Annotated in this window: 19 protein-coding genes; 13 read left to right on the forward strand and 6 right to left on the reverse strand. The window is 35.1% G+C overall.

Going from position 1 to position 20157, the window contains the following annotated elements; genetic code table 11:
- Positions 1–40: 40 nt before the first annotated feature.
- The gene (locus ACMT7R_RS04390) at positions 41–1606 is read left to right on the forward strand and encodes a phenylalanine--tRNA ligase subunit alpha (protein ID WP_415310249.1); all 1566 of its coding nucleotides are present in this window, start codon (positions 41–43) and stop codon (positions 1604–1606) included.
- Positions 1594–3291: a phenylalanine--tRNA ligase subunit beta gene (gene pheT, locus ACMT7R_RS04395; RefSeq protein WP_415310250.1), complete on the forward strand. Its 1698-nt coding sequence runs from the start codon at positions 1594–1596 to the stop codon at positions 3289–3291. Before ACMT7R_RS04390 ends, pheT begins: the two co-directional genes overlap by 13 nt.
- A 338-nt stretch (positions 3292–3629) precedes the next feature.
- Here the strand turns inward: pheT and ACMT7R_RS04400 are convergent, their stop codons facing one another.
- The 3 genes from ACMT7R_RS04400 to endA all read right to left on the reverse strand — a co-directional run bounded on the left by ACMT7R_RS04400 (position 3630) and on the right by endA (position 6007).
- A complete protein-coding gene (locus ACMT7R_RS04400) occupies positions 3630–3941 on the reverse strand; it encodes a translation initiation factor eIF-1A (RefSeq protein WP_134482826.1) in 312 nt (103 codons plus the stop codon).
- A 919-nt stretch (positions 3942–4860) separates the two neighbouring features.
- Positions 4861–5253, reverse strand: coding sequence for a DUF6659 family protein (locus tag ACMT7R_RS04405; protein WP_415310252.1), 393 nt, complete (start codon positions 5251–5253; stop codon positions 4861–4863).
- Between the two features lie 40 nt (positions 5254–5293).
- Positions 5294–6007 (reverse strand): tRNA-intron lyase, encoded by a 714-nt coding sequence (gene endA / locus ACMT7R_RS04410; protein WP_415310253.1) that lies wholly within the window; start codon positions 6005–6007, stop codon positions 5294–5296.
- A gap of 54 nt (positions 6008–6061) precedes the next feature.
- Between endA and ACMT7R_RS04415 the strand changes: the two genes are divergently transcribed.
- The 7 genes from ACMT7R_RS04415 to ACMT7R_RS04445 all read left to right on the forward strand — a co-directional run bounded on the left by ACMT7R_RS04415 (position 6062) and on the right by ACMT7R_RS04445 (position 12350).
- Entirely contained in the window at positions 6062–6556 is a 495-nt protein-coding gene (locus tag ACMT7R_RS04415; RefSeq protein WP_415310254.1) for a 50S ribosomal protein L16, read from the forward strand.
- A gap of 328 nt (positions 6557–6884) precedes the next feature.
- On the forward strand, positions 6885–8057 hold the full coding sequence (locus tag ACMT7R_RS04420) for a phosphoglycerate kinase (protein ID WP_415310256.1): 1173 nt from the start codon (positions 6885–6887) through the stop codon (positions 8055–8057).
- Between the two features lie 101 nt (positions 8058–8158).
- Positions 8159–9349, forward strand: coding sequence for an NAD(P)/FAD-dependent oxidoreductase (locus ACMT7R_RS04425; RefSeq protein WP_415310258.1), 1191 nt, complete (start codon positions 8159–8161; stop codon positions 9347–9349).
- A 26-nt stretch (positions 9350–9375) separates the two neighbouring features.
- Complete coding sequence (locus ACMT7R_RS04430; protein WP_134482821.1) at positions 9376–9555, forward strand: zinc finger domain-containing protein; 180 nt, start codon at positions 9376–9378, stop codon at positions 9553–9555.
- A complete protein-coding gene (locus tag ACMT7R_RS04435; protein WP_415310260.1) occupies positions 9525–9842 on the forward strand; it encodes an elongation factor 1-beta in 318 nt (105 codons plus the stop codon). The genes ACMT7R_RS04430 and ACMT7R_RS04435 overlap by 31 nt, the downstream gene beginning before the upstream one ends.
- Before the next feature lie 81 nt (positions 9843–9923).
- Entirely contained in the window at positions 9924–12074 is a 2151-nt protein-coding gene (locus ACMT7R_RS04440; RefSeq protein WP_415310572.1) for a CDC48 family AAA ATPase, read from the forward strand.
- 60 nt (positions 12075–12134) lie between these two features.
- Positions 12135–12350 carry a hypothetical protein gene (locus tag ACMT7R_RS04445; protein WP_415310262.1) on the forward strand — a complete coding sequence of 72 codons (216 nt, stop codon included), beginning with the start codon at positions 12135–12137 and terminating at the stop codon, positions 12348–12350.
- Between the two features lie 33 nt (positions 12351–12383).
- Here ACMT7R_RS04445 and cyoE read toward each other — a convergent pair whose 3' ends face one another.
- On the reverse strand, positions 12384–13298 hold the full coding sequence (gene cyoE, locus ACMT7R_RS04450) for a heme o synthase (protein WP_415310263.1): 915 nt from the start codon (positions 13296–13298) through the stop codon (positions 12384–12386).
- Between the two features lie 75 nt (positions 13299–13373).
- Complete coding sequence (locus ACMT7R_RS04455) at positions 13374–13688, reverse strand: hypothetical protein (protein ID WP_415310264.1); 315 nt, start codon at positions 13686–13688, stop codon at positions 13374–13376.
- A 251-nt stretch (positions 13689–13939) separates the two neighbouring features.
- Between ACMT7R_RS04455 and ACMT7R_RS04460 the strand changes: the two genes are divergently transcribed.
- The 4 genes from ACMT7R_RS04460 (at position 13940) to ACMT7R_RS04475 (ending at position 17578) form a co-directional block, all read left to right on the forward strand.
- Positions 13940–14596 (forward strand): hypothetical protein, encoded by a 657-nt coding sequence (locus tag ACMT7R_RS04460; protein ID WP_415310266.1) that lies wholly within the window; start codon positions 13940–13942, stop codon positions 14594–14596.
- Positions 14593–16224, forward strand: a complete 1632-nt coding sequence (locus ACMT7R_RS04465; RefSeq protein WP_415310267.1) for a hypothetical protein — start codon at positions 14593–14595, stop codon at positions 16222–16224. The genes ACMT7R_RS04460 and ACMT7R_RS04465 overlap by 4 nt, the downstream gene beginning before the upstream one ends.
- Positions 16225–16307: 83 nt before the next feature.
- Entirely contained in the window at positions 16308–16727 is a 420-nt protein-coding gene (locus tag ACMT7R_RS04470) for a hypothetical protein (protein ID WP_415310268.1), read from the forward strand.
- Positions 16728–16879: 152 nt separating this feature from the next.
- Positions 16880–17578, forward strand: coding sequence for a DsbA family protein (locus ACMT7R_RS04475; protein ID WP_415310270.1), 699 nt, complete (start codon positions 16880–16882; stop codon positions 17576–17578).
- A 408-nt stretch (positions 17579–17986) separates the two neighbouring features.
- Here the strand turns inward: ACMT7R_RS04475 and ACMT7R_RS04480 are convergent, their stop codons facing one another.
- On the reverse strand, positions 17987–19906 hold the full coding sequence (locus ACMT7R_RS04480; RefSeq protein ID WP_415310272.1) for an ATP-binding protein: 1920 nt from the start codon (positions 19904–19906) through the stop codon (positions 17987–17989).
- Positions 19907–20157 lie beyond the last annotated feature (251 nt).

A 20157-nucleotide genomic window follows, 5' to 3' on the forward strand; every position in this document is an offset into this window, starting at 1 on the left:
CGTTTAAAAATACATTCACTCTTAATTTTTTTTATTAATATTGCACAAAGATGATTTAGAAGATGGCAAGAGCAATGAAGTTAGAAACGATAAAAATCACTCAATCTCCTCTTTACATCCTATCGAGAAAAGAATACTTCTCATTCTGAAAGAAAAAACGGATTGGATTAGCGAAATCAATTTGGCTAATGATTCTGGATTAACCTTGGATCAACTTAGGCGAGGAATAGAATGGCTAAGGTACAAGAATTTAATTCAAATATCAAACTCATCTGATACAAAGGTTTCCTTGCATTCTCAAATGCTTGAAAATTCGGAGTGTCTTTTACCAGAAAGGAAACTTGTAAATATTGTTAAAGACGGGAAAAATAAACTTACAGATGTCATCAAGAGCGAAACATTTCAAAATAATGAGAAGGAAGCCTACGGAGCCATCCGTCATTCAAAAAATAATAATTGGATCATTATTGAAAAAGATAAAGTCAGAGTTCTTCCAGGTGCAGAATTACCATCGAGGGCGGAAAATCTAATTAAAAGGTTAAAAACTGAAAAATTTATCCACGCATCCTCACTTAGTGGCGAAGACAAAATCGCCTATGATGACTTGGTGCGGAGAACAAATATTTTGACCATTGAGAAGCAAAGTGAGAAAAAATATAGACTTTTGAAAGAAAATGCGGAGCAGATAAACGAAATGTTACACGCTAGTCTAAAATTTGCGAGAAAGCTGGATAAGGAAATGCTAACCTCACATGAGTGGAAAAAACTCAATTTCGAACAACTCGATGTCGAGGCACCTTTGCCGTTAAGTAATTTTGGTAAAAAAAATCCATTAATTGATTTTATAGATGAGGTAAAGGAGATTTTGACAAGTATGGGATTTAGTGAAATTGAAGGCAACCTCTCTCAAACCTCTTTTTGGAACTTTGATGCCTTATTCATTCCTCAGGATCATTCCGCCAGAGAAATGCAGGATACATTTTATTTGAGTTCCAAATCTGGGCTTTATTCGACATTAGAACCAGAAAGTAAATTGGTCGATGTAGTTTCCGAAATACATGAGTCTAATTGGAATTACAAATGGAATATAAAAGATGCCAAAACCATTGTTCTTAGAACACACACTACTCCTGTTACGCTTCAACATCTTTGGGAAAAATCACCAGATAAAGAAAAGGTATTTTTGGTCGGCAGGGTATTTAGAAATGAAAAAGTCACATTCAAACATTTAGTCGAGTTTCATCAAGTCGAAGGCATTTATACTAGTAGTAATGCTACTCTAAGACAACTCATTGGTATTCAAAGTGAATTTTATTCAAGATTGGGGATCAAGAAGATAAAATTTTGGCCAACATTTTTTCCATATACTGAGCCTTCCCTTCAGTCTATGGTTTACAATGAAAAGCTCAATAAATGGATAGAGTTATTTGGTATGGGGATATTTCGAACAGAGGTAACAAAACCACTGGGAATCAAAAACCCGGTGCTTGCGTGGGGTGGTGGCTTTGAAAGATTAGCAATGTTGCGTTTTGGTTTGGATGATATTAGAGAATTGTACTCAAATAATTTGAGTTGGCTTAAGAGTGTACCTAAATGCCAGTTGTGAATGTAAGGATTAGCTCGTTGACCCGCCATTTTCCTCGTTCTTCCATAGAGAAGTTAACCGAGGATATCCCCTTCTTGGGTCTCGATATCGAGGCCATCGATGAACGTAATGGCATCATTAAGATCGAGTTTAATCCCAATAGGCCCGATTATGCCTCTGAAAATGGCATAATAAGGGGCTTAAAAGGTATTTTAGGAGAAGAATTGGGGTTGCCTCGCATCAGAGAAATTCGCTCATCAGGGGATTCCATTTTTGTGGATAAGAATTTGGCAGATAGTAGGCCAATGATTTACGGACTTGTAGCGAAGAGAAATGTACATCTCGATGATGTTGAGTTGACTCAATTGATTGCAATGCAAGAAGATCTGCACAACGGGTTAGGTAGAAGAAGAAAAAAATCATCCATCGGTATCCATAATTATGACGCGTTGACATTTCCTTTGCATTATGTACTTGCACCCCGGACGAGAAAATTTTTTCCGCTAGATAGCCAAGTAGAATTAACCGTAGAACAAATATTATGTGATACAAACATAGGTCGGAGTTATGGTCATCTTATTGGCGATCGTGAATCTGCACCGGTTTTGAAAGATGACAGCGATTTTGTAGTTTCGGTTCCACCAATAATTAACGGAGCGAAAACAAGAGTAGATACTGATACACGAAATTTGTTTGTAGAAGTCACTGGTACAAATTCCAAATCCGCAAGGGAAATGCTGTCGATCTTTTCATATGAACTTGCCGATATGGGATTTGATTTGTTTTCATTGGACATTCATTCTCCATTCGAAGGCGTTGTTGTATCTCCAAATCTCGAACCCATAACCATTGAGGCAGAAATAGATCAAATAAACAAGTTATTGGGGCTGTGTTTAACCCCTAGAAAAGTAATTGAAAGTCTCCGGAAATGTCGATGTGATGGAATAGTTAACAACACAGGTTTTGTAAAATGTTTTGCACCAAGTTATAGAATTGACATGTTCGAAGCAAATGATGTTTTGGAGGAGGTTGCAATTGGCTATGGGATTAATAATCTACAGCCGGATACACCTTCGGAATATTTTGGCGGAAAGAAGAATATACAATCGCTTGTTTTTGACAAGATTAGCGAGGTCTTGGTAGGTCTTGGATTTCTTGAAATCGTAAACCCTAGTATTATTTCTAAGCGAATACTGGATGATGCACTAGTCCATGCAAAGGATTCAAACGCTGAGCTGATTTGGTTGGGAGATTCAAAAAATTCTGAATTTGAAATTTTGCGACCCAGCTTAATTCCGTCTATGATTAACACGTTATCCATTAATATTCATGAAAAATATCCACAAAAACTATTTGAGATTGGAAAAATATTTAGAACCGAAGCAAATTCAGTTCGAGAAAATTGGTCGCTGTGTGTGTCTATAGCTCATGATAATACTGATTACTCTGAAATAAAGTCAAAACTAGAATCTGTCTTTCGATATTGTTTTGACTTGCCTGTTAGTACTCCTAGAGATAGGACCCAGTTTTATCTTGACGGACATTCTGCCCAAATCTTGTTGACTTCTAAACGTATTGGACACATTGGAGAGGTGCATCCTCAAGTTTTAGAAAATTTTAATATGAAGACTTTGGTCAGTTTGTTTGAAATTGATATATCTCGTGTTATACAAATACTGGGCTTAAATGAACGTCGCTTTTTTTAATTCCGATTATGAAACTAATAACAAACAAGATTCGGGTAGAGAGGTTGTTTTGACCACATTATCTGAAGATAATTTATTTATATAAAACAGGAACTTTTTTTATTACCAGTAATCTGGAGCTCTATTATGGGTTACGATCATCTCGTATGATTGTATTGTCAGGTTTTTGTATAAACAAATGAAATTCATAACTCTAGGTTAACTGATATATATCCGGGAATCTCAGTTTGTTTAACCCCGTCAGAGAGTGCACGATGAGTTTTACACAAAGTGTAAGGCTAACTATGATTCGATTGTGGGTCAGTGGCGGGGTACATTTTTATCAGTAGGATTTAATCTTACCTATTTAGTCCTTCAAGGTGTCCTTCTTGCTCCAATTTGTCAGCATGTGCACTGATGTATCGCCATATAATATCGGCCTTATCTGATTGAAAATCCCAAGGGGCTATCAATACCAAATCATTATCACGAATCCACATCCTTCGCTTAATCTTACCTCTAATTCTACATGTTCTTATCTTCCCGTCAGAACTCTTTACAATAATATTGTCTCCGCCCACTAATTTAATAACTCGCCCGAATAACTCCCCTTCCTGGGGCATGACTAGTTCTTTTAAATGAGCTTCATTTAAGACTTTGCGCTTACCTATTTCTAATCATAACTAGTTCCGTGAGATTAAATAAATACTTTTGTCTTTCAAAATTGGTAACCCAAATATTCAATCGAGACTCCTCTTCGCAGCGCAAATCATTTTTATTTATAAGGTAAAGAAAGAACGAAAAGTATCAAGTATTAGCCAAACTACACTCATGACGTTGCTTTTTCATTGAATTGTTAGATTGTTCTGATTGTATTCACACTAGTCATTGTGGAAAGATGTTGAAGGTTGTGTGTATGAAATCGCTGAATAGTTTTGCCACATTTTTCACAAATCCATGAATTGGTTTCCTCGCAAAAATTGCACCTGAGTAAAGCTAACAATTCCCACCCACACATTCTGCATGACGTTTCATTATACATGGGCTATATTTCCTAATACACTTCCTGACTATATAAATATTATAATATTCTGCATAAATATTATAATATACTACTAACTATTTTGAAAATTTTATATTTCCATTTTACATCATCATTTTCCATGATGTATAAACATTTAGTTTAAAGTATCCAAAATTGGATAATTTCATATACCTGCGTTATTAAAAATCAGGAATTTCAACGCATTATTGTTACAAAACTCGGCAGTCCGGTTTATTCTCTTCATATTGGTTATTTTTAACCTAATAGGGGGACTATCTTACTCATCATCGTTTTGTAACATGACTAAATACGCGACTATCAATATATTTTAATATGAACATAACGGTTCTTTGGCATAATTATTCTGTTATGGTTGCAGCATGATATGGCTTTTTGCATTTCGGACACATAGCATGATCGCACATACATTCAATACAGTAATCACTACTTTTTTCAAACTCGGCTTTACTACCTTTATGAAAACATATTTCGCAAACTACTCTTTCCATCTGTAAAGATATTGTTATAATACTTTATTTAATACTTTATTGATGGTTTTTGTTGTTTTTTAGACGGTCTACTGTTTCATCCCTGATCCTATCCAAATCTGACTTAGATGATGTCGATATACACAAAATCTTCTCATGAAATGGGAAAGTCATCATGGTAATTTTTTCTTGCCGTATTACCAAATAATCCACGGGTCCGAACTTTTCTGAAAATGACTGAAAGAAGTTGATATTAGAAAGAGATTGTAAGTACATCTCCTGTTCCTCGTTTTGATTGAGTAAAGGCTCTATCCCTTTTCTGAAACCTCCTTCTATTACTTCGCCCTCTCTGTTTACTAAACCTACAAACCTGATATTACCATCGATTGTGAATATTTCATCACATAAATTCCTATTATTTAAATTTGAAATATCGCTATCTTTGGGCATTTTTACTTGTTCTATATATTTAGCGAATTATATTCTTATGTCATGTATCATTGTTATCTCTTTTCTTTGATTTCCTGTTCTCTGAGAAGTTCATTTTGGATGTTTTGTAATAGATAACTTCTCCTCTTCTTTCTACCACAGCTATCACAGCACCTTTACCCATATTTTCTACCTCTTCAATCATATTTGCGAAAGTTGTTGCACTGATTGTGGCCCCTTCGTTGAGCCCAATTGCCACGTATTTAGAAGTTTTTTTATTAAATTCACCTCTTTCATAAACTCTAAAATCAGTTCCAAATCCAAAACCATCCTTAACTACATATCCTTTACTTCTCAAATCTCGATAAACAAGATACTTGGTAAGCAATTTCTTGTCCTTCTTAATCAAGGTTTTCATAAAGCTCGAAAAATCGAACTCCTCGGTTTTGTTTAATATTCTTATTTTGTTACTTTGAAGTAGGAATAGTGCTTCAAGATTGCTGAGCAAAAATTCTTTATTAAAGTTTTCACCAAATCCTTTATTTCTGAGCTGGTCCTGATACTTTTGCTGTTGAATTACAATTTTTCCTTCTTTGCCAAAATAATTAGCTTCTACCAGAAAATTTGAATCCGTGAGATTTTCCAATGAGTCAGTCTTTTCAAAGTCCTTTTGACCTTCAGTAAGATTTTCCATCTGATTTGTTATATTATCTTTAATAGGACTATGACTGACATCTTCTTTTTCTTCAGAAACTTCAGTTTTAGTGGTGGGCATAACACATAAATCACTGCCAACAGCCACATTTAATCATTATATAGTGAATTAATAATGAAAGGAGTAAACTATAGAGAAATTAGAGGTATGCCTTATGTAAGGCGTGAATATATAGCTGGAAAGCCTCAGATTAAGATTGCCAGATTTGCCTCTGGTCAGGCAAAAGCTGACTATGATTATTTACTTGAGCTTACTGTAACGGAGCGTATACAAATACGACACAATTCACTTGAGGCAGCGAGATTAGCAGCCAACAAAACCTTAGCACAAGCTGGAGATATGAGCTTTTTCGCTAGATTGAGAGTTTATCCTCATGTCCTCCTACGGGAGAATAAGATGATTGCTACGGCTGGGGCTGACAGATTGCAGGAAGGTATGAGAAGGGCCTTTGGTAAGGCAACTGGCTTAGCTGCAAGAGTGGAACGAGGAAAGACAATTTATGAGGCATACGTAACTAAGGAAAATTTGGAACTCGCTAAAAGGGCCTTTAAAGTAGCATCTAGCAAGGTAGGCTGTCCTACTTTTACAAAGATTACTCCTCTCAAGTAACAAAAAATTAGTATAAAAAGTAAGTATCCTTCAATAACTAATTTTTCAATTCGCAAAAAATTTTCATTAATTAACACAATAGCTAATCCTCGCGGGAAGAATACCATACATCTACAGCAATTATTAAAGTCTGACAGCTCGGATGTTTGGTTTAATCCTAGAAGTAATTATTGATAGATGATAAGTGAGGGCTTGTTTACGTAAGAAGCTTATGAATCGGATCTAAATTACCATAGATTTCTTGAATATCGAGATCCCCCAAGTATTAATTATAATAAGGTATGAATAAACAACAAATATTTTATAACGAAGAAAATTCAACTAATTTGTGGGACAGATTAAGTTTATTACAGATTTCGATGATAAATTTTATCTCAATAAGAAAATATTTGTTCGAGTTGATTTTAATGTCAAAGTACAAGACAATATAGTAAGTGAAGACTATAGGATAAGATCTGCAATCCCTACAATTGAATATTTGGTCAAAAGAGGAGCCAAAGTTATACTTGCTTCTCATTTGGATAGACCTCAAGGCAAGGATATTCGATACTCTCTCCGACCAGTATCACTAAAACTAACCGAAATTTTGTCATCATTTAATGCTAGAGTTACCTTTTCAGATGATTGTATAGGAATTAGTACCCAAAAAATGGTAAATGATTTGAAAAATGGGGAAGTATTATTACTTGAGAATTTAAGATTTTACCACGAGGAAGAAAAAAATGATGCAAAATTTTCAGAGACTCTTTCATCGTTTGCAGACGTATATGTAAATGATGCTTTCAGCACCTCTCATAGAAAACATTCTTCTACGTATGGTATCGCAAAATTTTTTGATACTAGAATTGCAGGATTTAATCTCGCTCAGGAACTTGAGTATTTATCACTGCTAAGGGAGAGACCTACAAACCCCTTTACTTTAGTAATAGGGGGAGTAAAAATTAAGGATAAGATAGGAGCGCTGGATCACCTGCTACCCAAGGCAGACAAGGTTCTAATTGGAGGAGCAGCTTCATATACTTTCTTAAAGGCGAAAGGGCATTCGGTAGGAGAATCGATAATTGAAGAAGATTACTTACCTTGGGTAACTAGAGCGCTAGCTGCCCATAGTGACAAGATAATCCTCCCGCTAGATCATAAAGTGGCGGTCTCTGAACAAAGTGATACTTATCAAATTGTTCAGGATGAAATACCCAAGAATATGAGAGGTTACGATATCGGCGACAAGACAATTCAAAAATTTAGCTATGAAATACATAACAACGGCTTGGGGACTATTTTTTGGAACGGCCCAATGGGTTATTTTGAAAAGGAAATATTTTCAAATGGGACAAAAAGTGTAGCAGTCAGCATGGCACTAGCTTATTGGAGAGGCGTGAAGACATTGATTGGAGGAGGTGATACTTTAGAAGCTGATGAAAGTTTCAGGTGTTTCAGAAAAGGAAGTAACACATGTATCAACAGGAGGAGGTGCTTCATTAAGGTTCTTAGCAGGAGATGAAATGCCTGGAATTGATGTGTTAAAAATCAATTAGAGTACATGTTATATACCATCTTAGTAAAGTAATTAAAATAAATATTTGCTTAATTAACTTTATTCGCTTGACAACATTACTTGAATCCAACTCATTTGATGCAATTGTTGGAGGTGGCAGCGTTTCTGGACTCTTCGCAGCCAGGGAAATGGCTTCGAGAGGAATGAAAGTCCTAGTATTAGAGGAAGACCATGAAATAGGTACTCCAGAACACTGCGGTGGGGTCGTTAGCCAAAAGGGACTAGAAGGGCTTGGAATAATCCCAAGGATAAAGACAATTGATAATGAAATAAGAAGAGCGATCATTAGAACAAAAGAAAACTCTTTGGAAGTAAACTCTGCCAACCAAAAGGTAATTGTTATTGACCGCCGGTCATTTGACAAAGAAATCGCCTTTCAAGCTCAGGCACATGGAGCAGAAATCAATACCAGCAGATCAATCATTTCTACAGTTTATGAGAACAATTTATTTAAAGTCAAGGTCAAGGGGGGTGATATTTACAGGAGCAAATACTTTGTCGATGCTAGAGGAGTTGGTACCCTAGTTAATAGGGGATTAAGGCACATTATACCATCTGGTCAGTACGAAGTTTATTCTCCATGGATTCAAAAAGATACTATTGAAGTGATCTTTGATGCAGAACTTTATCCTGGCTTTTTTGCTTGGATTATCCCTACGGGAGAAGGTAAAGGAAAAGTTGGAGTAGCAGGTAGGAATATCAATCCAAATGTATTGTTAGAATCCTTTTTGAAAAGACGTGGTAAGCCGTACTCAATAATTAGAAAAATCTATGCACCCATATGGATCAATGGATACGTGAAGCCATTTTGCACAGGTACTGGTGTACTTGTAGGAGATGCTGCAGGACAGACTAAACCGACTACTGCGGGAGGGATTTTCACTGGTGGTATGGGTGGAATTTATGCTGGCCGAGCTATTGCACTTTCTCATTCTGAAGGTGAGGAAACTAAATACTTACCTAAATATGAGCTAAAATGGTTGGCCAGATTTGGCAAAGAATTTGATAGACTACTTTTGTTAAGAAAACTTCTTGAAAGGTTAGATAACAAATCCCTTGATAAGATTTTTTCAGACATTTCAGGCAACACTCTTGATAAGATTTCAGATACCGGTGATTTTGACTTTCATTCGTTTTCGCTTAAGCAATTTTTGAACACCAAGACTACATTGAACCTGCTTTACGCGTTCATGGGTAATGAGTACAGAAAAATAATAAAGGATTTAAGCAAGATATAAATGCGGTTTCTAACTTTTTAGGAATTATGTCTAAGCAGTTACAATTACCTGTTTGCACTTCTTGTAATAGGCCAATCATGCCTAATGATGCCTGTGTTAGATTTTATTGCCCGAATTGCGGATATGTCATTATATGGAGATGCCAGAGTTGCAGAGAATTTGCAAGGCCTTATAAGTGCGTTGGTTGTGGATTCGAGGGGCCGTAGATAACATGGCAAGACTAGTCGCAAGAATAAAAATATTGCCCGCTGATTCCGAAACTGATATTGAGGTATTGGCTGACCATTTGAAAAAAAATGTTCCTCCAGGGATGGAGTTAAAGGCACATGCAAAGGAACCCATTGCTTTTGGATTAAACGCACTAATTGGTGACTTTTTGTTAGATGATGCGGAGGGAGAAATGGAAAAGTTAGAAGATTCAATCAAGAAAGTTGATGGCGCTGGAGAAATGCAAGTTATCAATATCAGCAGACAGTCAGTCAAAATGAAATAGATTAAACCATATGTTTTTGGGGTTCAATTGAAAAAAAAAGACAAGTCTAATTCTAGTCTACGCAAGACGAATGCCGTTAAGATGAAGGTGGCTGAATGCAGGATCAAGGATGTAGGCAAGAAGAAAGCCATCCTAGATAGCCATACAATGGTCAAACTTGGGATTAGAGATGGTGATGTGATCGAAATCGCAGGTAAAAAGATAGCAGCCGTATCTGCTTATAGTTTTGAAGATAAAAATAAGAAGAATAGCTATATTCACATTGATGGTCAAACTAGGCAGAATGCTGGTGTGAGTTTAAATGACTATGTGATTGTAAAGAAATCGGACCCTAAAGATGCTGAGAAAATAATACTTGCTTGTAATACCTCAAAGAATTTCTCTGATGAGTTTATTCTTTATTTAAATAATCGATTCGATGGATATCCTGTAACTAAGGGGGAGCAGTTCCTCCTTAACTTTTTAGGAACCTCATTGGAATTTAAAGTCCAAAATACAGTTCCAAGGGAGGTAGTTAGAATTACAAAATCCACTAAAATCGTAATAAAAATTGGAACTGAAAAATCATACCATACCGGTCATCATGTGACATATGAGCAGATTGGAGGATTGAAAAATCAGATAACACGACTTCGAGAAATTGTAGAATTGCCTCTACGACATCCAGAAGTCTTTTCTAAAATAGGTATCGAACCTCATAAAGGAATTCTACTTTTTGGTCCACCTGGTTGTGGTAAGACGCTAATTGCAAAGGCCTTGGCAGCTGAGTCAAAGGCGAACTTTTTCATAATCAATGGGCCAGAGATAGTAAACAAGTATTATGGCGAAACTGAAAGTAAACTAAGAGAAATATTTCAAAAGGCCAAAGAATCTGCGCCCAGTATTATTTTTATAGATGAGATTGATGCTATAGCGCCAAAAAGGGAAGATACTTTTGGAGATGTTGAAAAGAGGGTAGTAGCACAATTATTGGCTCTAATGGATGGCATGTCTGATCGTGGTAACGTGGTCGTTTTAGGAGCTACAAATAGACCAGATAGTTTGGATCCTGCACTTAGGAGACCAGGCAGGTTTGATAGAGAAATCGAAATAGGGATCCACAACGTGGACGGAAGATACGAAATATTGAAGATTCACACTCATGAAATGCCTCTTGATCCAGATGTGCAATTGAGAGATCTATCAAAATTACTTAATGGCTATACAGGGGCTGATATTAAAGCCCTTTCTAGGGAGGCAGCAATGAAATCCATTCGACGAACGCTTACGGATTTCGACCTCGAAAATCAGAATCAGGTGCCCGCAGAGATCCTAAATAGTATTCGTATAAATCATAATGATTTTCTAAATGCAATGAAGGAGATCATTCCCACTGCCTTGAGAGAGTTTTATGTAGAACCAACTAGTATTACATGGGATGAAGTTGGAGGTTTGGTAAAGGAAAAAAGTCTTTTAAAAGAAAATCTACTATCACCAATAATATCACCTGAAAAATTCTTGAAAATGGGAATAAAACCTGCCAAGGGAGCCCTTATATTTGGTCCATCAGGCTGCGGAAAAACATTACTAGCAAAATCCTTTGCAAATGAAGGTTCAATGAATATGATATTTGTTAGAGGACCGGAAGTTTTATCAAAATGGGTTGGTGAATCAGAGAAAGCAATACGTGAAATATTCAGGAAGGCACGTTCTTCATCTCCTTGTATAGTGGTATTCGATGAATTGGATTCTCTTGGTAGACCAAGGACGTTTGATGATGTGTCTGGTAATGAGCGGGTTTTATCCCAGATATTGTCAGAGATGGATGACTCCGGAAATTTTGGGGTTATCGTTATTGGGATTACAAGTAGACCAGACTTACTGGATACATCCTTGTTGAGACCTGGCAGATTTGATCTTATAATTTTTGTAAATCCGCCAGATGAACTATCGCGCTATGATATATTGTTGAAAATCACGTCATCAATGCCTATTTCCTCTGATGTTGACTTGACAAAGATTTCTTCACTTACAAAGGGATTTAGTGGAGCAGATTTGGTTGCTCTATGTCGCATAGCCGCAATAAATGCGATCCATAAGAATTCCGACATGATATTCAATAATGATTTCGAAGAGGCCTTAAACACATTAAAGCCGTCGATAACTAACGATGTTCACAATTGGTATTCATCCATCGAAAAAAAGTTGACCACTGCGATCCCAAAATTTCATGATAAGATTTTTTATGGGTGAGCCTCTTCTGCATACAATTCTTTATCTAAACCTATAATATGAACTGGCGATTGAATAGTCTTGATGAACTATCCTATTAGAAATGTTATATATGAGAGAATAAAACAACTAGGAGGTATCACTACCGATCAAGATCTTGTCAATTCTCTGTCTAAAGATGATATTGACATCCCAGATGATGAACTAAATAAAGTTTTGCTTGATTTGGAGATTTATGGTCTCATTCGCGTTACTTGGGTTACTAAAGATAAGAAGCGAATTGAAATAGCAAATTAATTTAATCAGTATATTCCTGGAAATAAATGCCACTTAAAATCTGAAATACCATAAAGAATCAAGCGCAATTGCTATGAATATTATGACTAGATATGGTGCAGTTACCTTGTAAGCCTTCCATGCAAAATCCGGGTTAGGGTTCTGCAGTAATTTATAATGGTATATAGTCATGAGTGTGCCTGAAACAATTGCTACAACGAGATACAAAATACCTAACCCAAAGAAATACAATGAGATCGAATATGGTATAAGTATTAGAGAGTTTGTGAAAATATATTTTGCAGTTACTTTGTCTCCGTAAACTACTGGAAGCATAGGTATGTTGGCCTTTGAATATTCTTCTCTCGTTTTAATAGCTAAACACCAAAAATGAGGTGGGGTCCACATGAAAACTATCCACCCTACTAGGAATCCAAGCAGGTCAATGCTATTAGTGGTTGTAGCCCAACCAGCCATGGCCGCAGCACTGCCCGCAAATCCTCCTATTACTATATTCCATACGTTCCTCCTTTTTAGTAGTAACGTATAAATCACTACATAAAAAAAGATGCCAAGTGCTATCATGAAAGTTGCCATGGGATTCAATGTTAGCCAAGCCAAAATCACTGCTGCAACACACAAGGCCAGCCCGTAAATTAAGACATTATTTGCCTTTAGCCTTCCCGACGGAATTGGCCGTTTGGAAGTTCTTACCATCAAGTTATCAATATTTTTATCATAAAATTGATTGATTGCACTAGCGCCCATTGAAGAAAGCGATCCACACACTATCAAAAAGAATAATTTCAATATCGAAATATCCCATGCCGAATTGGGAGTGCCATCGAATCTTGTAGCTGCGAGCATCGAAGTGACTGCAGTAATAACCAATACTATTACAATCCGTGGTTTTGACACCTCGATATAGTCTTTAATAGTTGAAGATTCCACACGGTCACTCAAAGACACTAATATTCAATGTTAATGACCAAATGCCTGAATTTAACTTATTCGATACTACAAAAAAATTGGACTTTATATTGCTTAACGCATATCTCTCTTCTTTTCGATTTCTTGTATTCTTTCTCTTAGATCTTCTAACTGACCAGTTGACCATTTAACAAATCCTTCTATTAATTCTTGAGGCATTTTATTAATTTGTGAAACGATAATAAATCCTTCAAATATTTTTTCGTAAGTCTTACAACATACAACCATATTTGTAATTGCATCATTAACAAAATCATTGTTATTGTTTCTTACATAATTTTCTTTGAAGTCATTTAATAATCTGTTAGTTCTCTTGGTCACCTCATCTACACCAATATTATTATCGTAGGTATTCTTGTCACTAGACAATTTTCAGACAATCTTGTACCTAAAGCTTTGCTTATTAATTTATATCATAACGGAAATGGTGATTAATTCATTTAAATAGTAGATAAGGTCAGATACCCTAGTGCTTTCATCATTAAGTAGATCAGAATAATGTATCATCATTCCCTTGTCACATTAAGCTAATAATTCTTATAATTGTTTATTTTTTTTTACAAGGATATTATTTTTTTTTCACTATCTTTTTTTTAACTTTTTTTTATACCTTTGTGTATATGTCCAACATAGATATAATTTATGAAGATATTAATTCTTTTGGATCAGTTGGAATTAAGAAATCCGAATTAAAGAAAAGGTTTCCTGAGGAGACCTTCGAAGAAAGTCTAGACCAATTGGTAGTTCAAGATAAGATTTGTGTTTCAAAAAAAGGAACATATATTTATTGTTGGGGCAAAAACTTTTATCTCGAATATCTTCTGTCTTCTGACATTAAATTCAAATATCTTTATGAATCTATTATCGGAATCCAAAACAAACTAAACAATTATTCAGATAGTATTTTCAAATATGTTGAAAAGATTGATTGTGAGTTGTCTGAAGTAAAAAGCTCATTTGTTCGTATTGAAGAAAAGATCGGTTCATTAAAGAACGATACTTCAAATCCAAACGAAAATACTAGTAACATCAATCTTGAGGAATTCAAAGAACAATTTGACTCCATGATCGCAGAGAAATCATCATCGATTGGTTGGTTGGAATTGTCCTCAATAAAGGATGATTTATGTGCCAGATGTACCATAACGAGTACAGAGTTTTATTCACTTGTATCAGATCTAATTGAAACATATCCGGACAAATATGAACTATCCTCTGGTGGTTATGAGGGGGTAGTCCTGAGGGGGATAATTCATGGGTTTGTGAGGTGTATATGATGAATCCATATAACCTGAGTCTTAATCCCTTCCCAAGCAGCCCTACCCCTACAATTAATAATGCAAATATATTGGGAGGGAAACGACACATTAGCGCTCTAAATTCAATTCACTCATGTCTGGATGATTTGAGTGAAAAGCTTGGCAATGAGAACCTACACAATGAAGACTTGTTTAAAGTTATAACCATGATACAGGATGTAGGTTCTGGTAAAACACACTTAACACTTCATATGAAAACCTTGAATGAGTTTGAGGAGAAGTCTGTCATTTCATACATCGACCTAACTCAGGTGCAGCCACGTGAGATTGATAATTTTTTTCATTCTATAGTAACAGGATTTGGTAAGGGTTATTATAGTACGGTTAAAACTCGATTTATAGAATATCTTAGAGATAACTATCAACAAAACCCTAAACTCGTAAAGAAGGTAATCAAGTATGGGTTTATGGACTCATTGAACGGCAATTCTATTTCTGAGAAACTGGAACATTTGACACAAAAGAAAATGAATTTATCATACGAGCATTTGTTCGAATTGATGTCTAAAGATTTTACTAAAATCGAGATGCAATTAATTACTGAGATCATTAAAACAAGCACCCTAAATTATTCCGATCTTAAAACCTTCGAGAATCTTACGATGGTGTTATCCACAATTGCAAAAATAAACTACAAATTATTTAACAAAATTACTATCTTCCAGATTGATGAATTTGATACCAATCCAAACTCGTTAGAATATTTAAAAGGGTTAATAAATTCTCATATTCCATACGCTATATTGATGGTGGTGACTACACCTTCCTACTATGCAGAAATTTCTAAATCAAGTCCTTCACTTTTTGATCGACTAGAAAAAGCTAATTTTAAAATCGATCTAGCTGGTTCCAATTCATTCGATGAAATTAATGATATTGCACTTCAGTATGTACTCCATTATAATGACAAGCTGACTGCATTGGAAAAGAAAGACTTGTCCGCAAAAATCCGTATTATCTATGATGAATTTCCTGAATTTAGGAATATCAGGTCTATTCTAAATGTGCTTTATCATGCTTTTGAAGTCGCTTCTGCAAAGAATTCTCAAAATATAGATGAACAGTCAATAGAAGATACCATAAAGAATGTGTATCCTGGATTGAGGTTGAGAGGAAGTATTATGGGCATTCCTATATCGGATTTCATTAAGATGAGAAAAATATCTATTGACAAGGATGTAGTAGAAGCTAATGTGCGAAATGCTGTTAGAAATTTGATAACATATTTTGAACAACTAGGGACCGTAAAGAAGTATGAAGATATCATTGATGGCGAATTTCTGGATGCGGCATACAATGACCAGATGGGAAAGAAGGTGGGTATATCCATTGCTGTAGATTTCGATAAAAATAAAAATTTTGACAAAATAGTTAAAAGTACAAAAAAAAATTCTGTCGTTGATAAATTAGTCATCCTAACCACAAATATGACTTCCATTAAAAAGAACGGCACAACTTTGGTGACTATTGATAAATGGAAACTTGCGGATCTGCTCTATTTTAGCAAGAAGTATGATAGTGACGAATTCAGTTCCGAAGATCCTCAAAAGGCACTGTTACTAGCTAAATCGATTCAGATATGCTGACTCATTGAGCTATTAAATTAAGTTTTATTTATATGCAGTATAAATATTAATATGCAATAAGAGGAGTCATTTAATTTAATTAATTGAAAAAAGATTTGCATACCCTTGAAGATTTTATAGCAAACATCCATAAATTAGGCTATTACTTGATTGAATATAGTGGAGTCAAAGTTCCATGTTTGTTAGTAGAATCCTCGCTATTTGAAACCGTAATGAAAGTGTCTTATGGGAAGTCGAATTTAATAGATACCAACTTGAATATTTTCGATGATGGAAGTCATGTCTTTGTCAATTTGAACGTGAATTTTTTGAAAAGCAACCTTGATTTCGACTTTTTGCTATATGCAAATGAAACAATTGACTTCTTTGAATCGTTGGCTGCGTCTGGGATGTTGGGAATAGCTCCCCATGAGACATCCGGTAGCAATGTTTTTTTTGTCCAATTACCTAAAAAAGAAGCAGCGGAAAGAGCGCTTGACTTGATTCGTTCCAAATTGAAATAAGTGATATACCAGATAGTTTGTTTCCCGCGAATCTGAGTTTACGGGAATATTTATTTTAAATAACGGTATGACTTTTTCTTTATTGTAATAAATTGAAGCATAGGAATAGGAAGCCGCGAGGAAATAAAACAAATTATCGTAAGGTTGTAATCATGGCAGTTTTATTCGGTGCACTATTGATTGGTGGATCGATAACAGCATTTTCTAACTTTGGGAATAATAATGATACATCTTCGTCAACTAATCCTCAGAATATTCAACAATTGATTTCCAATCTGACATCTCCGACAATTCCTGGGGCTAAAGCAATAGGAAATGATAACGCCCCTATTAATATAATTGAATTCGGTGACTATCAGTGTCCGTTTTGCGCACGTTTTAATCAAGAAACAAAGGATGATTTGATTTCAAAATATGTGGATTCTGGTATAGTCCGATTTGGTTTTAAGGATTTAGTCATAAACGATCTTCCTAAGGATAAACTTTCTACTCTAGGGGCAGAAGCATCCTATTGCGCAGCAGAACAAGACAAATATTGGGAGTATCATGATGAGGTTTATAGAAATTCGAGAGGTGAAAACACTGGATGGATATCTCAGGACAGTTTGATTAGCTTCGCTAAGAATGTAAATATGACTGATATTTCTGAATTTACCAGTTGCTTGGAATCTCACAAGTACAATCAATTAGTAGTAGAAAATGATATGTTTGCCAAAAATTTAGGTTTGGCAAGCACTCCAACATTTCTAATCCTTAAGGAAAATTCTACAAGAATTGCGGCAGTAGAAGGCGCACAACCATTAGAGGTTTTTGATGACGTAGTTAATCAAATGTTAAACAACACTCTTTAGGCCGATAATTTCTATCCTTTTTAAAAATGGTCTGCTTTGATCAAATATTCAAGCATTATCTGATCCATTTACCTATTGAATTAGGATTTGAAAGTACCTTTTTATCTAGACTATTTAGATTCATTAAAGAGATGTCCTGAAGCCCGAAGATGTAAAAATAATTATTTTGATTCATGAAAGGGTTCTAACCTTGTAAAATTTGGCATAATTATATTTAAAAGGTTCTAGTTACAATCAATACTCTTGATTTCAACTAATCGGGCTTGACTACGATAATGGTCTCGCACTTAAAAATTTTAATATCAGAGTCTTTTGGTACTTCGGCTATATTTTTATTATCATTCATATACGGTATATTCAATTTGCCCAACAAACAAGGTAAATTTCTCTATTAATACAATATTTAATTTAGATACCTTCTAATGAGAATTTAAAACGAGCACCGTTCTTGTAGTCGGGGTCGAGCCAAATTGAACCTCCATGGGATTCTATGATGCCCCTGCAAATTGCCAAACCCAACCCTGTTCCACCGTATTTTCTTCGGAGTCCAGTATCTATCTGATAGAATTTCTTAAAAATACCGACAGTGTTTTCATCTTTGATCCCAATACCGTTATCTTCTACGGTAAATATGATCCTTTTTTGCATTTCCTGAGGCGAGGATTTGTCCGAATTAGTCTTTTCCATTAGGCTTTGTTCCTCAACTTTAATTGTGATCCTTCCGTCTCTATTTGGGACATGATCTACCGCATTATTAACCAAGTTAAACAATACCTGGCTTATTCTGGTCGGATCGCAATAAACATTTGAACGTGTAGTAACAATAGTATCAAAACTAATTTCCTTTTCTATCATAAGTGGTCTTAAAGCAGCAGCGTTTGTTTCTATCATTTCTTTTATGTTGGTAACCCGCTTATTGAGATGAAATTTGTCAGACTCCATTTTATATACCGTAAATATGTCGTTGATTATTGTTTCAAGTTTCAGAATGTTTTTATAAACTATATTAAGAGCCTTTTTTTGAAAAACATTTAAGTTAGTTGATTTGTCTCCCCTTAGTATCATTTCAACATAAAGCTTCATGGGAGTAATGGGCGTTTTAAGCTCATGACTTACCATAGAGAGAAACTCTTCTTTTGCACGTGTGGATTTTCTGAGTTCGGAATTCACTTGATTTACCTCGGATTGTTTCATCCTCAATTCCTCGTTAGCGTGTTCTAATTCCATAGTCCTCTCTTTGACTTTGCGTGTTAAATTTTTGTTAGAATTTTCTATATTTCTTCTCATCACCTCAAGACTGATTGATAAATCCTTGACTTCACTAGAGCCTTCTATCATAATCTCTTTACTAAAGTTATTTTTGCTCAGTTCCAATGCTGAATTTTTTAAATGAGTTATAGGTGAAGTTATTTTTCTAACAGATAGAACGGTGACAAAAATGGTAATTATAAGGATTAAAGCACTTGAAATTAGAAAATTAGTTATAGTTTTATTATAATTGCTCATTATAGTCGACAGATCTCCTTCAAAAACAAGAGTCCAATTCCCGTTTGAGTTGTAAATCTCTGATCCTAGAATTAGTGGAATCGAGATTGTCAAGGTGTCTCCAATAGCATCTAACCCGTTATTCAACAACAATCCAGTAAGATTTGCATCGTGGTATGTATCACTAGTGTCTTTATTCAATGTAGTCGTTTGATTAGAATTTGTGTCGTAAATTAAGAAACCGTTATCGTGTAACAACTTAACCGCAAACATAAAAGATTTATCATCCTCACTGTTATAGAATAAACTTTCATTCAATGTATTGTGAATGAAACTAACTGGAATTTCTATGTCCAGAATTCCGTTGAGTATTCCTTTGGCATCATAGCGCGGGGTCGAAAAATGAAATCCACTATGGTTGGCAGATGATTCAGTTGTTGACTGGCTATCAAAGAAAGCATTACCCTCAAGCGCCTTTTTAAAAAATTCCTCATTTGCAACATTTTCTCTCATAGTCTTATTTGTAGTATCAATTATCAAATTACCCCTCAAGTCGTAAATAGCCACATCTGTATATTTTGAATCGCTATAGTCGACGTATTCTCGTAAGATCTCTGCTTGCTTGGCTTTTGGAAAGCTTTCATTCATGAGCATGGGATTTTTAGATAAATGATTAAGGTCAATCGTTACCTCTCGAACTTCTTCTGACAGCCTTTTTGCTAATTGGTTTCCAGAAATTTCGAAAATATCAAAAAATTTTGCTCTGATTCCAGTAATATTTTGTAATGATACAATTGAAGTTATGATTAATGAGCCTATTATCACCGGGATAAGTAAAATCAAAATATTCGTCGCGACTTTCGTGCTAAATCAAGTCATAATAGAAACATGAAATATTAAATAGATTACTATTCATGGCCTGGATTTTCATAAGGGGAAAAAAGTAATATTTGGAATGATAAAGTAAGATTTCTGAATTCAGCTTTTGCCTTTGCGTCTCAAAATAAGTTTGTTGTTCTGACTTTATCTGTATTGAAGTTTACTCTTTACTGGTATATTTTATAGTGACTTGTTTTGGTTACTACAATTTATGA

The sequence above is a fragment of the Candidatus Nitrosocosmicus sp. FF01 genome (assembly GCF_047711275.1).
Classification (GTDB): domain Archaea; phylum Thermoproteota; class Nitrososphaeria; order Nitrososphaerales; family Nitrososphaeraceae; genus Nitrosocosmicus.

Bases quoted from the DNA above. Each gene is read 5' to 3' on its own strand.
- ACMT7R_RS04465 (WP_415310267.1), top strand. From the start codon at position 14,593: ATGATGAATCCATATAACCTGAGTCTTAATCCCTTCCCAAGCAGCCCT.
- ACMT7R_RS04440 (WP_415310572.1), top strand. From the start codon at position 9,924: ATGAAGGTGGCTGAATGCAGGATCAAGGATGTAGGCAAGAAGAAAGCC.
- ACMT7R_RS04415 (WP_415310254.1), top strand. From the start codon at position 6,062: ATGAAAGGAGTAAACTATAGAGAAATTAGAGGTATGCCTTATGTAAGG.
- ACMT7R_RS04405 (WP_415310252.1), bottom strand. From the start codon at position 5,253: ATGCCCAAAGATAGCGATATTTCAAATTTAAATAATAGGAATTTATGT.
- endA (WP_415310253.1), bottom strand. From the start codon at position 6,007: ATGCCCACCACTAAAACTGAAGTTTCTGAAGAAAAAGAAGATGTCAGT.
- ACMT7R_RS04460 (WP_415310266.1), top strand. From the start codon at position 13,940: ATGTCCAACATAGATATAATTTATGAAGATATTAATTCTTTTGGATCA.
- ACMT7R_RS04475 (WP_415310270.1), top strand. From the start codon at position 16,880: ATGGCAGTTTTATTCGGTGCACTATTGATTGGTGGATCGATAACAGCA.
- pheT (WP_415310250.1), top strand. From the start codon at position 1,594: ATGCCAGTTGTGAATGTAAGGATTAGCTCGTTGACCCGCCATTTTCCT.
- ACMT7R_RS04430 (WP_134482821.1), top strand. From the start codon at position 9,376: ATGTCTAAGCAGTTACAATTACCTGTTTGCACTTCTTGTAATAGGCCA.